This is a genomic window from Streptomyces sp. CMB-StM0423, assembly GCF_002847285.1.
Classification (GTDB): Bacteria; Actinomycetota; Actinomycetes; order Streptomycetales; family Streptomycetaceae; genus Streptomyces.
The window spans coordinates 5,257,518-5,270,350 of record NZ_CP025407.1 but is presented as its reverse complement, the minus strand read 5'-3'; the positions used below and the strand labels follow the sequence as shown (position 1 = coordinate 5,270,350).

11 protein-coding genes and 1 tRNA gene are annotated in these 12,833 nt (G+C 73.3%); 6 read left to right on the top strand and 6 right to left on the bottom strand.

Annotated features, from left to right (window positions below; genetic code table 11):
* Positions 1 to 35: 35 nt before the first annotated feature.
* A complete protein-coding gene (locus CXR04_RS23035) occupies positions 36 to 944 on the top strand; it encodes a hypothetical protein (RefSeq protein WP_101424200.1) in 909 nt (302 codons plus the stop codon).
* Positions 945 to 1,008: 64 nt separating this feature from the next.
* Here CXR04_RS23035 and CXR04_RS23030 read toward each other — a convergent pair whose 3' ends face one another.
* A complete protein-coding gene (locus tag CXR04_RS23030) occupies positions 1,009 to 1,317 on the bottom strand; it encodes a hypothetical protein (protein WP_101424199.1) in 309 nt (102 codons plus the stop codon).
* A 118-nt stretch (positions 1,318 to 1,435) separates the two neighbouring features.
* On the opposite strand from CXR04_RS23030, the gene CXR04_RS23025 reads away from it, so the two are divergent.
* On the top strand, positions 1,436 to 1,666 hold the full coding sequence (locus CXR04_RS23025; RefSeq protein WP_047016108.1) for a DUF4287 domain-containing protein: 231 nt from the start codon (positions 1,436 to 1,438) through the stop codon (positions 1,664 to 1,666).
* A gap of 135 nt (positions 1,667 to 1,801) precedes the next feature.
* Here CXR04_RS23025 and CXR04_RS23020 read toward each other — a convergent pair whose 3' ends face one another.
* Both CXR04_RS23020 and CXR04_RS23015 read right to left on the bottom strand, forming a co-directional pair.
* The gene (locus CXR04_RS23020; protein ID WP_101424198.1) at positions 1,802 to 4,360 is read right to left on the bottom strand and encodes an ABC transporter permease; all 2,559 of its coding nucleotides are present in this window, start codon (positions 4,358 to 4,360) and stop codon (positions 1,802 to 1,804) included.
* Positions 4,361 to 4,417: 57 nt separating this feature from the next.
* Positions 4,418 to 5,239: an ABC transporter ATP-binding protein gene (locus CXR04_RS23015; protein WP_101424197.1), complete on the bottom strand. Its 822-nt coding sequence runs from the start codon at positions 5,237 to 5,239 to the stop codon at positions 4,418 to 4,420.
* A 350-nt stretch (positions 5,240 to 5,589) separates the two neighbouring features.
* On the opposite strand from CXR04_RS23015, the gene CXR04_RS23010 reads away from it, so the two are divergent.
* Positions 5,590 to 5,671, top strand: a tRNA-Leu gene (locus CXR04_RS23010).
* A 269-nt stretch (positions 5,672 to 5,940) separates the two neighbouring features.
* Positions 5,941 to 6,525, top strand: coding sequence for a hypothetical protein (locus CXR04_RS23005; protein WP_101424196.1), 585 nt, complete (start codon positions 5,941 to 5,943; stop codon positions 6,523 to 6,525).
* A 268-nt stretch (positions 6,526 to 6,793) separates the two neighbouring features.
* Here CXR04_RS23005 and CXR04_RS23000 read toward each other — a convergent pair whose 3' ends face one another.
* Both CXR04_RS23000 and CXR04_RS22995 read right to left on the bottom strand, forming a co-directional pair.
* Positions 6,794 to 8,149, bottom strand: coding sequence for an SGNH/GDSL hydrolase family protein (locus CXR04_RS23000; RefSeq protein ID WP_101424195.1), 1,356 nt, complete (start codon positions 8,147 to 8,149; stop codon positions 6,794 to 6,796).
* Positions 8,150 to 8,326: 177 nt separating this feature from the next.
* Positions 8,327 to 8,743, bottom strand: a complete 417-nt coding sequence (locus CXR04_RS22995) for a hypothetical protein (RefSeq protein WP_101424194.1) — start codon at positions 8,741 to 8,743, stop codon at positions 8,327 to 8,329.
* Between the two features lie 137 nt (positions 8,744 to 8,880).
* Here CXR04_RS22995 and CXR04_RS22990 point away from each other — a divergent pair, with 137 nt between their 5' ends.
* Positions 8,881 to 9,717: a MurR/RpiR family transcriptional regulator gene (locus CXR04_RS22990; protein ID WP_101424193.1), complete on the top strand. Its 837-nt coding sequence runs from the start codon at positions 8,881 to 8,883 to the stop codon at positions 9,715 to 9,717.
* A gap of 215 nt (positions 9,718 to 9,932) precedes the next feature.
* Here CXR04_RS22990 and CXR04_RS22985 read toward each other — a convergent pair whose 3' ends face one another.
* The gene (locus CXR04_RS22985) at positions 9,933 to 10,967 is read right to left on the bottom strand and encodes an SGNH/GDSL hydrolase family protein (RefSeq protein WP_101424192.1); all 1,035 of its coding nucleotides are present in this window, start codon (positions 10,965 to 10,967) and stop codon (positions 9,933 to 9,935) included.
* 345 nt (positions 10,968 to 11,312) lie between these two features.
* Here CXR04_RS22985 and CXR04_RS22980 point away from each other — a divergent pair, with 345 nt between their 5' ends.
* Positions 11,313 to 12,701 carry a cystathionine beta-synthase gene (locus CXR04_RS22980; protein WP_101424191.1) on the top strand — a complete coding sequence of 463 codons (1,389 nt, stop codon included), beginning with the start codon at positions 11,313 to 11,315 and terminating at the stop codon, positions 12,699 to 12,701.
* Positions 12,702 to 12,833 lie beyond the last annotated feature (132 nt).

The following is a 12,833-nucleotide window of genomic DNA, read 5'->3' as shown; positions in this document are numbered from 1 at the left end:
AACATGGGGGTCCTACAGCAATCGGGAGTCCGACAGTGAGCGCCACCAACTTCGCCGTCCTGCTGGCCGCCACCCCCGCCGCGCTGCTCGGCGCCGCCGTGCTGCGCACGGTGAGCGGGCTGCGGCGCGAGGTCGTCACGCTCCGTGCCGAGCTGACCGCGCAGGCCGCGACACAGGGCGTCCCGAAGGCGGCGGGGACGGGGACGGAGACGGATTCCGAGACAGCGGCCGCAGGCGACGCGGCCGTGCCCGGTGCCCGGCCCGTACCGGCGGCGGAGATACGTATCGCCGTCGCCCAGGCGCTCGCCGACGAGCGGGAGCGCGAGCTGGCCGAGGCCCGGGCGTTCTGGGCCGAGCAGGAGGCCCGCGACAGCATCGACGCGACCCCCTTCCTCAACGACCCCGTCGACTTCGGCGGCGAGGTGTTCATACCGCGCCAGGCCGACTTCGCCGGCTTCGAGCCGCTGCTCGACCCGATGGACCGGCTGGACCGCATGGATCGCATGGACCGGCTTGAGCGCACCGAGCCGGACGACGTCGCCGCCGCCGCGGACGCGCCGCCCGCCGAGGGCGAGTCCGCCGAGCTGGCCGCCGCCCGCCGCCGCCACCCCTCGCACCCCGACTTCCGTCCCCAGCCCGCCGTCGCCGACCACGAGCGCACCGTGAACCGGCTGGAGGACCTGGCCGCGGGCCGTACGCCGCTGACCGACGTGCGGCTCGGCCCGCTCGGCACCCTCGACGTCTACGTCTTCGCCGACGGCACCACGCTCTGCCTCTCCCCCGGCCACCGCGACACCGCGGAGCGCCTCGCCGAGGCGCTCGACGGGGGTACGGAGCCGGTGCTGCTGGGCGGTTCCGCGATCAGCGGGGCGTTCGCGCTCACCTTCGACTGCGCGGGCGAGAGCGTCTACATCCTCGCGGACCGCGTCATCGCCTCTCTCTGAGCCGTACCCGCCGAGCCGTACGGACGGGCCCCACGGCCCGTACAAGCCCGTCAGAGCGCCCCGTTCACAGCCGTACGCCCCTCACGACCGCCAGCGCCTCCGCGAGCCCCTCGGCGTCCTCCGCCGCCCGCAGCGCCTCCGCCAGGTCCCGGCCCGCGACGGCGACCTGGTCCCCCACCGCGAACTCCCCCGCCGCCGGCATCTCGTACGGCGTGCGCTCCGGCGCCTCCAGCCGCTGCGCCCGCGCGGACAGCTCGCGCGCCAGCGCGAGCCCGGCGGCGGCCGCCCCCGCGCGCAGCCGGCTCTGCGGCAGCGACCGCAGCCGGTCGGCGATCCGGTCAACCGCGGTCACGAAGTCGAGGACGTCGAGCACGAGCCGAGCCTAACCCGCCGGTAGCCCCCGGGCGGTTCGAGCCGTCCCGTGCCAGACGGTTGTCATTCGGCGCGCCCTCAGGCACGGTGCTGAGAAGGACTGCATACCGGAGGCGCCGATGTCCCAAGTCTTCTCCGCAGAAACCCACCGGAACCTGCTCTCCCGCATCCCCCACTGCACCGGCCGTGAAGTCTCCGACTGGTTGCAGACCGTCGAAGACGGTCCCTGTCTCCTCCGCTTCGAGGAGAAAGTGAGCTGGCTCCGTGGTGAGCACAACCTGGCGTACGGCCACGCCAAAGCGATCATCCACGAGTACGACCTGAGGCGGGCCGCGCGCAAACTGCTCTAGGAGGGGACTCAGCGCACCCCTGGCGCACCACGAGAGCACACCACGGCACGGCGAAGGGCCCGCGGGAGGGCGATCCCTCCACGCGGGCCCTTCCGACGGGCACGGCCGCCCGTCTCCCCGTTCCCCCGTGCGCTCCTACTCGCTCTTGATGGCCGCGAGCATGTTGAGCCGCGACGCCCTGCGGGCCGGCCACAGCGCCGCCAGCATGCCGACCAGCGCCGCGCCGAGGAGGAAGTAGGCCATCCGCTCCCACGGCAGCACCAGCGAGTACGTGTCGATCGAGCTGGCGATCAACTCACCGGCGGCCCAGCCGAGGAAGACCCCGAGGCCGATGCCGAGCACCCCGCCGAAGAGCGAGATGACCAGCGACTCCAGCCGGACCATCCGCTTCACCGCGCGCCGGTCGAGGCCGATGGCGCGCAGCATGCCGATCTCCTGCGAGCGCTCGAAGACCGACATGGCCAGCGTGTTGATGACGCCGAGGACCGCGACCAGGACGGCCATGCCGAGCATCGCGTAGAGCACGTTGAGCATCATGCTGATGAGCCCGGCGACCATTTCGGAGACGTCCTCCTCGTCCATCACCGCGATGGCCGGGTTGTCGCCGAGGGCCGCCTCCAGCTTGTCCTTCATGGCGTCGCTCTCGCCGCCCGCGGTCTTCACCCAGACCTCGAAGTCGGTGATCCGGTCGAGGTGCGGGCTGACGACCGAGGTGTCGAGCATGATGCCGCTGAGCATCTCGTTGCCCTTGTAGAGGCCGGAGATGGCCAGCTCGCCCTTCTCCCCGTCCTGGTACGTGACCTGGACGGTGTCGCCCATCTTCCAGCCCTCGTCCTCGGCGGTGTCGGTGTCGACGATCGCCTTGGCGGGGCCGCCGCCGGCCGGGACGCCCTCGGCGAGGCCCGCGAACGAGCCCTGCTCGAAGTCCAGCTCGACCAGCTTGCCGACCGTCTCGCCGTTGACACCGGTGAGGTCCTCGTCGTCGCCGCCGATGTCGACGGGCACGGTACGCAGCGGGGAGGCGGCGGTGACCTCGTCCAGGCCGGCGAGCTTCTCCCCGACCTCCGGGTTCAGGGGCGTGAAGTTGGTCATGGAGACCGAGTAGTCGGCCTTCATCGCGTCGGTGGCCATCTTGTCGATGGCGTTCGCGACGCCGCCCGCGATCACCGTCAGGCTGGTGATGAGGGTGAGCCCGATCATCAGCGCGGAGGCGGTGGCGGCGGTGCGCCGCGGGTTGCGTACGGCGTTCTGCCGGGCGAGCTTGCCGGAGACCCCGAACACCCGCAGCAGCGGGGCGCCGAGCGCGATCACCGGGCGGGACAGCAGCGGCGTCAGCACGAAGATGCCGACCAGCAGCACCGCGGCGCCGATGCCCATGAGCGCCTTGCCGTCGCTCGCGGTGGTGCCCGCGACGACCATGACGGCGCCGATGCCCCCGATGAGCGCGCCGATGATGTTGCGGACGACGAGGCTGCGGGTGGACGCCTGCGCGTGCAGGCTGCTCATCGCCGCGACCGGCGGGATCTTCGCGGCCCGGCGGGCGGGCAGCCAGGCGGCGAGCACGGTGACGACGATGCCGACGACGAGCGAGATCACGACCGTCGCGGGCGAGACGACCAGCGGCCCGTCGGGCACGGTCTCGCCGGTGGCGCTCATCAGCGAGCGCAGCCCGGCGCCGATGCCGACACCGGCGGCCAGGCCCGTCAGGGCCGCGGCGGTGCCGACGGCGGTGGCCTCGAAGAGCACGGAGCGGGTGACCTGGCGGCGGCTGGCGCCGACGGCCCGTAGCAGCGCCAGCTCCTTGGTGCGCTGGGCGACGAGCATGGTGAAGGTGTTGGCGATCAGGAAGATGCCGACGAAGAGCGCGATGCCGGCGAAGGCGAGCATGGCGGTACGCAGCCCGTCCATGCCCTGCTCGATCTGCCTGGCCTGGTCGTCGGCGAGCTTGGTGCCGGTGAGCGCCTCGGCTTCGGCGGGCAGGATCTTCTGCGCCTCGGCGCGCAGTTGCCCCTCGGAGGTGCCGGGGGCGGCGGCGAGGTCGATCTCGGTGTACTCGCCGGGCTTGGTGAAGAGGTCCTGCGCGGTCTTCGTGTCGAAGAGCACGAGGCTGCCGCCGGCGGCGACGTTGCCGTCGTCGGTGGTGAAGACGCCGGTGATCACCGGTTCGAGTACGGGGCCGTCGACGGACATCCGCGGGGTGTCGCCGACCTCGTAGCCGGTGCGCTCGGCGGTCTTGGCGTCGATGGCGATCTCGTTCGCGTTCTCCGGCCCGCGGCCGTCGCGCATCGGGTAGCGGGGGTCTTCGCCCTTGCCGCCGTCGCCGGGGTAGTAGTTGGCGCCGCTGGTGGACCAGCCGTCGCCGACGAGGTCGCCGTCCTTGTCGGCGAGCGCGGCGAAACCGGCGACGTTGCCGGTGGCGGACTTCACGCCGGGCAGGGCCGCGGCCTCGTCCAGCAGGTCCTGGGTGAGCGGCGGCGGCTCGCCGGGGCGGCCCTCGTCGGCGTCGTCGTCGGGCTGGAGGCGTACGTCGACGTGGTCGAAACCCTGCTCCGAGCTCTTGGTGTAGGCGTCGGAGATGGTGGAGGTGAAGACCAGGGTGCCGGAGACGAAGGCCACGCCGAGCATCACGGCGAGCACGGTCATCAGCAACCGGGCCTTGTGCGCGAACACGTTGCGCAAGGCGGTGCGAAGCATATGGGGTCCTGTGGTGGAAAGCCGGTAGCGGGCGGCCTGCTGGTCAGCGAGCGGGGCTCAGCTCACCCGGCCCGGTGTCGAAGCCTGGGGGGTCCGGGGGGCTGCGCCCCCCGGAAGGTGCCGCATCTTGTCCAGCACCTGCTCGGAGGTGGGGTCGCGCAGCTCGTCGACGATGCGGCCGTCGGCGAGGAACACGACGCGGTCCGCGTACCCCGCGGCGACCGGGTCGTGCGTGACCATGACAACGGTCTGGCCCAGCTCGCGCACGGAGTTGCGCAGGAAGCCGAGCACCTCGGCGCCGGAGCGGGAGTCGAGGTTGCCGGTGGGCTCGTCGGCGAAGATGATCTCGGGCCGGGCGGCCAGTGCCCTGGCCACGGCGACGCGCTGCTGCTGGCCGCCGGAGAGCTGGCTCGGCCGGTGCTTGAGCCGTCCCGACAGGCCCACGGTCTCCACCACCTCATGCAGCCACTGCTCGTCGGGCTTGCGGCCGGCGATGTCCATGGGCAGCGTGATGTTCTCCAGCGCGTTCAGCGTCGGCAGCAGGTTGAACGCCTGGAAGACGAAGCCGACCTTGTCGCGGCGGAGTTGGGTGAGCTTCTTGTCCTTCAGCCCGTTCAGCTCGGTCTCGCCGATGCGCGAGGAGCCGCCGGAGATGGTGTCGAGGCCGGCCATGCAGTGCATGAGGGTGGACTTGCCGGAGCCGGACGGCCCCATGATCGCGGTGAACTCGCCCTGCATGAACTCTACGGAGACGCGGTCGAGGGCGACGACCTTCGTCTCGCCCTCGCCGTAGACCTTCGTCAGCTCGGTGGCGCCGGCCGCCGCCACGCGGGCGTAGGCGGTGCCGGGGCCGGAGGCGCCGGGGATGGTGGTGGTCACGGCGGTGGGCTCCTGTCGGGACGGTGGTGTGCAACCTGTCCCTTCCATCGTGGCTGCGGAATCCGTCGCACGGATCAGCCCGAGCTCCGGTTCCGGGCGAGACCGAGGAGGTACACGGGCCGCCGGCGGCTCCTCCTCGGGGATGACCCGCACCCTGACGAAGGCATGGGGCAAGGGCCTCCGGAGGGGCAATAAGGGAAGTGGAATTTCATCCGAGGACTTCTTCGACAACTCGGGCCTAATTCAAGCCAACATCAGTCCGTAGCTGGCCAGTTCGGCCCATCCGCCCCGCTACTCTGGTTACGCGCCATGCGGTGGTCCGTACGCAGCGTGTGCGGGCCGGGAGTCCTGCCCGGATGGTGGAAAGCAGACACGGCGACCTTAAAAGTCGCTGGCCTTCGGGCCGTGCCGGTTCAAGTCCGGCTCCGGGCACCTCCCGGCAAGAGGTCGTCGACCTGCGAAGACGACTGGTCAGCAACGGTGACCCCGCCCCTCCGGGGCACCGCTGACGCCCGTTTCGACCTCGCCCCGGCAGTCTGGAACCGGCCACAGCGCTGAAACGTTCACCCAGATCCCGCCGGCCGCAGATCGGACCACTGCGGCTCCCTGGCGCGGAGCGGCCCGCCTCTCATGTCCTCCTCAGAATCCGCAGGTAGCCTCGCGCGCTACGCGGTCGAGGACCCCCGGCGGGAGGAGCGGAAGTGGTACGCGGGACGGTGACGCTGGCGCGGGCGGCGGTCGTGGTGCGCGCGGGCGCGGCGCCGATGTGGTGGCTGGGTATCGCCGCCGCGGCGGCGGGTGCCTGGCAGGACGGGCTGACGGGTCAGTGGATCGGACTCTACGCGGGCGCGGCGCTCTTCCTCGTCGTCTCCCCCGCGGTCTACGCGGTCCGCCGCGGGCGCGTCCTGGCGCAGGCGCGAACGGCCCAACGGGCGGGCCGCGGCGCGGTGTTGCAGGACCGGGCGGTGACCGTACGGACATGGCGGCGGGCGCGCCGGTGGTGGCTGGCGGCGGCGTTCGCCGTCGCGGCGGGCTCGGCCGCGGCGATGCCGATCGCCGGCGGGTTGGTGCTGGCCGGAGCCGGTGCGGGGCTGCGGGTGAAGGCCGCGTGGCTCGGCCGCTGGGAGCGGGAGCAGCAGGCGCTGCTGTGGCTGCCGGTCGACGCCGTCACCGCCCGCGGCGCCGGAACGGGCGGTTCGGGCGCGGCGTACCTCCGTACGGGCATCGCCGCCGGCGACGCCCTGCCGGGCGGGGGCGTACGCCGGGGCTCGCCCGCCACCGTCTGACGGCGGCGGGCCCGGAGCGCGCGGTCGCGGCGCGCGGGCGCGCGGGTGCACGGTGGGCGGCGCGCGGGTGCGCGGGGGCGAGTGGTATTCGCGTACCGGAAAATCCTGTCTATTGCCACCGGCGCCCACCGCGCACGTGGAATTTCAGCGGCACACGAATTACCGGCGTTAAGTGAAAAACAACGTTCCGCATTACCCGCGTAGTTGCGGCTGCCCGGGGGCTAATCCGTTTCGTCGCCCAAATCACCGTGAACGCGTAGAAACAACGTCAGCGGAAGAGGCGCAGCGGGACCGTGCGGGCGAGGACGGCGTAACCCTCGGGGTTGAGGTGGAGGTGGTCCCCGGTGTCGAGGGCGGGCAGCAGCGCGCGGGGGTGCGCGGGGTCGCGGGTGGCCGCGTCGAAGTCCACGACGGCGTCGAAGCGCCCGCTGCTGCGGATCCAGTCGTTCACCCGCTGCCGGGTCGCCTCGCGCAGCCCCGCCGGGTCGTCGTACGGCGTGCTGCCGCCGAACGGCGTGAGCGTGGCCCCGTAGACGCGGATGCCCTGCGCGTGCGCGCGCGTGACGATCTGGTCGTACGCGGCCACCAGTTCGTCCCCGGTCTCGCGCTGCGCCGCCTCGGTGGCCGGCGCGGTGCCGATGTCGTTGATGCCCTCGAAGACCAGCAGCCAGCGCGCCCCGCTCACCGCGAGCACGTCGCGGTCGAGCCGGGCGAGGGCGTTGGGGCCGAGGCCGTCGTCGAGGACGCGGTTGCCGCCCGCGGCCTGGTTGACGACGGCGACGGGCGGGGCGCCGGGGCCGCGCAGCCGGTCGTTGAGCAGGTCGGGCCAGCGGTCGTTGCCGTTGGTGGTGGAGCCGCGGCCGTCGCTGAGGGAGTCGCCGAGGACGACGGCGGCGCGGGTGCGCGCGGGGGCCTGGGCCTCGACGCCGCCGAGGAAGTACCAGTGGTCGGTGGCCGTCGCTCCGGGCAGCGCGGTGGCGCCGGTGTGATCGCCGGCCAGCAGGTACGAGGTGGTGCGCGAGCCCGGGTGCGAGGTCACGTCGGTGGACGCCTGGCCGTCGGCGAGGTACAGGGTCACGGTCAGGTTGGCGCCGGGGGGAGCGTCGAGGCGTACGGGGTCGGAGACGACCTGCGCGCCGACAGGGACCGTCGCGCCCGGCCGGCCGCCGAACGTCAGCGGGCGGGAGCTGCCCGGCACGATGCCGTCGACGCCGGCCCGGCCGCCGGCGGGGAGGGCGACGGCGGCGCGGGTGATCGGCAGCTCGGCGCCGCCGAAGGCGTTGGAGAAGCGGAACCGGAGCCGTTCGCCGGGGACGGCGAGGCGCACGGTCTGGCGCAGGGTGGCGTCGCGCAGCACGCCGTCGTCCTGGGTGAACGGCGGGGGCGGCATGTTCGCCGGCTCGGTGAGCTGCGGCATCGAGGTCCAGGCGGCGACCCACTGCGCGGGCCCGCGGGGGGCCGCGGCCGCCGCCGCGGGGGTCCCGGCGGCGGCGGGGGCGAGGCCGCGTAGCGCGTGGGCCGCCACCGCGACGGCCGCGACGAGGGCCATGACGAGCGCGGCGGCGAGGTACGGATACACGGCGGAGCGGCGGTCACGGGGGCGTCGGTACGCGGGCTCGGGCATCTGCGGCTCCCGGGGCGAGACGGCGAAATATTTCGAGATCCGTGCCGAAATTTTCTGACCGTACGCTACGGTCCGCCATCACCCCGGTCAACGCCGCCACCCGCGCGAGCCCATGCCGAACAGCCGCCCGCGGCAGATACCGCGACCGGTACGGCCGCAACCGCTCCGGCAGCCGCGTCAGTCCCAGTCGGACTTGTCCTTCTCCGCCCGGCGGCGGCGGAAGAGCCCCGTGGCGTGCACCGCGTTCACGCCGACGATGCCGCCCCACGTCACCAGCAGCCCGGCCAGCCCCTCGTTGACCACCCCGATCGCCGACAGCGGAATCGCCAGCACCATCGACACGGCGGCGAAGCCGAACCGCTCGCCGAACGTGCCCTCCGGCGTGCTCGCGCCCGGCTGCGTGCCCCGCGCGACCTGCATCTGCTGCTCGGCGAGCTGCCGGCGGAGCCGGGTGTCGAACGTCCCGTCCATCCGCTGCTGCACCTTCTCGAGGAAGCCCTCGATCAGCTCTTCCTCGTACTCGGGGCCGAGGTCCCTGCGGGTCTGCAGGGTGGCATCGAGTTCACTCTTGATCTCCGGGTCCCGCGCACTCATACCCCGTACGGTACGAGTCCGCGCGCTCAGGTGCAGTAGTGCTACCCCCCCAATTCGTTCCGGTGCGCCCTTGCCGTCGTGCATACGGTCATGCAAAGTCGTCGTGCACTGAATAGGACATCGGATCCGGAGGTGGGATGGTCTCCGCCGACGCGGGCGCCAGGCTGCAGAAGCTCTTCGAGGGGCGCCGGCTGACGCCGACCCAGCGCCGTATCGCGCACTGCATGGTGCGCAGGGCCGCCGACGCGCCGTTCCTGTCCAGCGTGGAGCTGGCCGAGCTGGCCGGGGTGAGCCAGCCGTCCGTGACCCGCTTCGCCGTCGCCCTCGGCTTCGACGGGTATCCGGCGCTGCGCCGCGCGCTGCGCGAGGCGGGGCTCGGCGAGCCGGCGGGGCGTACGGACCGGAACGAGTACCAGCAGGCCGTCCAGGCCGAGATCGAGAACCTGCGCAACCTCTCCGCGCTCCTCGCCGACCCCGCCCCCGTCGAGGACGCCGGCCGGCTGCTCGCCGCCTCCCGGCCGCTGCCCGTGCTCGGGCTGCGCGCCGCGGCGGCGCAGGCGCGCGGCTTCGCGTACTTCGCGGCGAAGGTCCACCCCGATATCCGGGTGCTCGACGAGGCCGGCTCGATGCTCGACGACCGGGTCGACGCCGCGGCCCGCGCCGGCGCCACGGCGCTGCTGTGCTTCGCGCTGCCGCGGCACCCGCGGGAGCTGGCGGGCGCGCTGCGCACGGCGAGGGCGACGGGGCTGACGGTGGTCACGGTGGCGGACAGCTCGTTCACACCGGTCGCGCAGGACAGCGACGTGCTGCTGCCGGCGGCGGTGGGCACGGGGCTGTCGTTCGACACGGCGTGCGGGCCGATGCTGCTGGGGCGGGTGCTGCTGGAGGCGATGTGCGACGCGCTGCCGGAGGCGCAGGCGCGGCTGGAGGAGTTCGACGCGCGGGCGGCGGAGCGGGGACTTTTCCTGGACTGAGGCGTACGGGGAGCGCGGACGCGGGGCGCACGGCGGGCGCCGTACGCGAGGCGCGCGCCCGACGCGCAGCGCATGCCGTACACGAGCGCGCGCCGGACGCGAGGCGCGGGCCGGACGAGGCGCGGGCCGGACGCGAGGCGCATGTCCTACGGGGCCGCACGGCCCGTCGTGCCGCCGTACGCCCCCGGCCCCCGCCCGCGTACGCCCCCTGCCCGCTACCCCCGCTCCCCCACCGCCGTCTGCTCCGCGTCCGTCTCCGACTCCGCCACCCGCCGCCTGCGCCGGTGCTTCAGCAGCGCCCACGGCCCGCGGCCCCCCGTCGGCCCCGCCGGGGCGACCTCCGTGCCACTCTCGCCCGCCGCCTGGGCCGCGGCCTTGGCCACCGGCAGGTAGCCCTCGTCGCGGCGGACGTCCGGGCGCTCCTCCTCCGCCGGCCACATGCCGAGCGCCGCGGAGAGGGTGGGCAGCAGGGCCATCGCGGCGGTGGCGTAACCCTCCGCCGAGGGGTGGTAGTTGTCGGGCCCGAACAGCTCGCGCGGGTTGGCCGCGAACTCCGGCCCCAGCAGCGTGCCCAGCGACACCGTGCGCCCGCCGCGGTCGAGCACCGCGATCGTCTGCGCCGCGGCGAGCTGCCGGCTCAGCCGGCGGGCCAGCCAGCGCAGCGGCTGCTGCACCGGTTCGATCGTGCCGAGGTCCGGGCAGGTGCCGACGACAACCTCCGTACCCGCGTCGCGCAGCCGCGCGACCGCGTCCGACAGGCAGCGCACCGACACCGCCGGGGGCACCCGGTGGGTGACGTCGTTGGCGCCGACCATGATGACGGCGACGTCGGGCCGCAGCCCCTCCTCGTCCAGCAGCAGCGTCACCTGCCGGTCGAGATCGTCGGACTGCGCCCCGGAAAGCGCGACGTTGCGCAGGTCCACCGGCCGTTCCGCGACCGCCGCGAGGCCGGAGGCGAGCAGTGCCCCCGGCGTCTGACGGGGGCGGTAGACGCCCTGGCCCGCGGCGGTGGAGTCGCCGAGGAACGCCAGCAGCACCGGCCGCACGCCGCGTCTGCGGCCGAAGGCCGCCCCGTACCGGCCGTCGGCCCGCGGCGGCTCCTCGTCGCTGCCGCCCACCCGGCGCCGCGCCAGGTGCACCTCCGCGACCAGCACCCCCAGCGTCGCGCCGCCGAGCAGGCCGATGCCCCCGCCGCCGTACGCCGCCGCCGCGGCGATCCGGCGTGCCGCCCTCGCCCTGGTCATCGACATCGCCTCTCCGTTCCGCGCCGGCCCCCGTGTGCCGTGCCGCGCAGTGTCCGTACGTACCGCTGCCGCCAGGTCCGTACGACCGTGTCCGAACCGTCGCCGCCCTGTCCCTTTTCCTGTCCCGTTCCCTGTCTCTTTTGCCAGTCCCTGTCCGCTGTCAGTCCCCTCCCCTTCTCTGTCCTACGCCGTCTCCCTCTCAGGGCTGCGGCGGCGCGCGGGCACCCGCCGCCCGGCGCGGTCTACGCGCGTGCTAACACTTTGTTGCCCGGCCTTGTGCCCGGCTCAATCACCCGCGGCGGAAGCCGTACGCTGGGCTCGCCCCGAGAGCCACGGACCCTGGAGTGAGCGGTGCAGTATCACGAGTCGATCACCGACCTGGTGGGCAACACGCCCCTGGTCAGGCTGGGCCGGGTGACCCAGGGCATCCGGGCGACGGTGCTGGCGAAGGTCGAGTACTTCAACCCCGGCGGCTCGGTGAAGGACCGCATCGCGCTGCGCATGATCGAGGCCGCCGAGCGCTCGGGCGCGCTGCGGCCGGGCGGCACGATCGTCGAGCCGACGTCGGGGAACACCGGCGTGGGTCTGGCGATGGTGGCCCAGCAGAAGGGCTACAAGTGCATCTTCGTCTGCCCTGACAAGGTGTCCACCGACAAGATCAACGTGCTGCGGGCGTACGGCGCGGAGGTCGTCGTCTGCCCGACGGCCGTCGACCCCGAGCACCCCGACTCGTACTACAACGTCTCCGACCGCCTGGTCCGCGAGACCCCCGGCGCCTGGAAGCCCGACCAGTACAGCAACCCGGACAACCCGGCGTCCCACTACCACTCCACGGGCCCCGAGCTGTGGACGCAGACCGACGGCCGCATCACCCACTTCGTGGCGGGCATCGGCACCGGCGGCACGATCTCGGGCACCGGCCGGTATCTGAAGGAAGCCTCCGCCGGGGCCGTGCAGATCGTCGGCGCCGACCCCGAGGGCTCGGTGTACTCCGGCGGCTCGGGCCGCCCGTACCTGGTCGAGGGCGTCGGCGAGGACTTCTGGCCGGACGCCTACGACCGCGGGGTCGCCGACGAGATCGTCGCCGTCTCCGACAAGGACTCCTTCCGCATGACCCGCCGGCTGGCCCGCGAGGAGGGCCTGCTCGTCGGCGGCTCCTGCGGGATGGCGGTGGTCGCCGCGCTGCGGGTGGCGGAGCGGCTGGACGAGAACGGCGTGGTCGTCGTCCTGCTCCCGGACAGCGGCCGCGGCTACCTGTCGAAGATCTTCAACGACGACTGGATGGCGGACTACGGCTTCCTGGAGGAGGCCGGCGCCGCGAGCGTCGCCGACGTGCTCCGGGACAAGGAGGGCAGCATGCCGTCGCTGGTGCACATGCACCCGGAGGAGACGGTGGGCGAGGCGATCGAGGTGCTGCGCGAGTACGGCGTCTCGCAGATGCCGGTCGTCAAGCCCGGGGCGGGCCACCCGGACGTGATGGCGGCGGAGGTCGTCGGCTCGATCGTGGAACGGGAACTGCTGGACGCGCTGTTCACCCGCAAGGCCGAACTCGACCACCCCCTGGAACAGCACATGTGCCCCCCGCTCCCGCAGGTCGGCTCGGGCGAACCGGTGGCGGACCTGGTCGCGGTCCTGGAGCGCGCGGACGCGGCGGTGGTGCTGGTGGAGGGCAAGCCGACGGGCGTGGTGTCGCGCACGGACCTGCTGGCGTACCTCGCGAAGGCCGCCGGCACGGCGTGAAGTCGCCATGTTGTCCACACCCTTCGAACACGCGTCACCACGCACCGCTACGATGCGTGCGTATCCCGGTGACGACACGTGCGGAGGGACAGATTGGCGGACCGACTCGCAGTCGACGGTGACGAGTTAGAG

Coding starts and splice junctions, on each gene's coding strand:
- CXR04_RS23025 (WP_047016108.1), top strand. CDS start 1,436: ATGTCCCAAGTCTTCTCCGCAGAAACCCACCGGAACCTGCTCTCCCGC.
- CXR04_RS23020 (WP_101424198.1), bottom strand. CDS start 4,360: ATGCTTCGCACCGCCTTGCGCAACGTGTTCGCGCACAAGGCCCGGTTG.
- CXR04_RS23000 (WP_101424195.1), bottom strand. CDS start 8,149: ATGCCCGAGCCCGCGTACCGACGCCCCCGTGACCGCCGCTCCGCCGTG.
- CXR04_RS22995 (WP_101424194.1), bottom strand. CDS start 8,743: ATGAGTGCGCGGGACCCGGAGATCAAGAGTGAACTCGATGCCACCCTG.
- CXR04_RS22990 (WP_101424193.1), top strand. CDS start 8,881: ATGGTCTCCGCCGACGCGGGCGCCAGGCTGCAGAAGCTCTTCGAGGGG.
- CXR04_RS22985 (WP_101424192.1), bottom strand. CDS start 10,967: ATGTCGATGACCAGGGCGAGGGCGGCACGCCGGATCGCCGCGGCGGCG.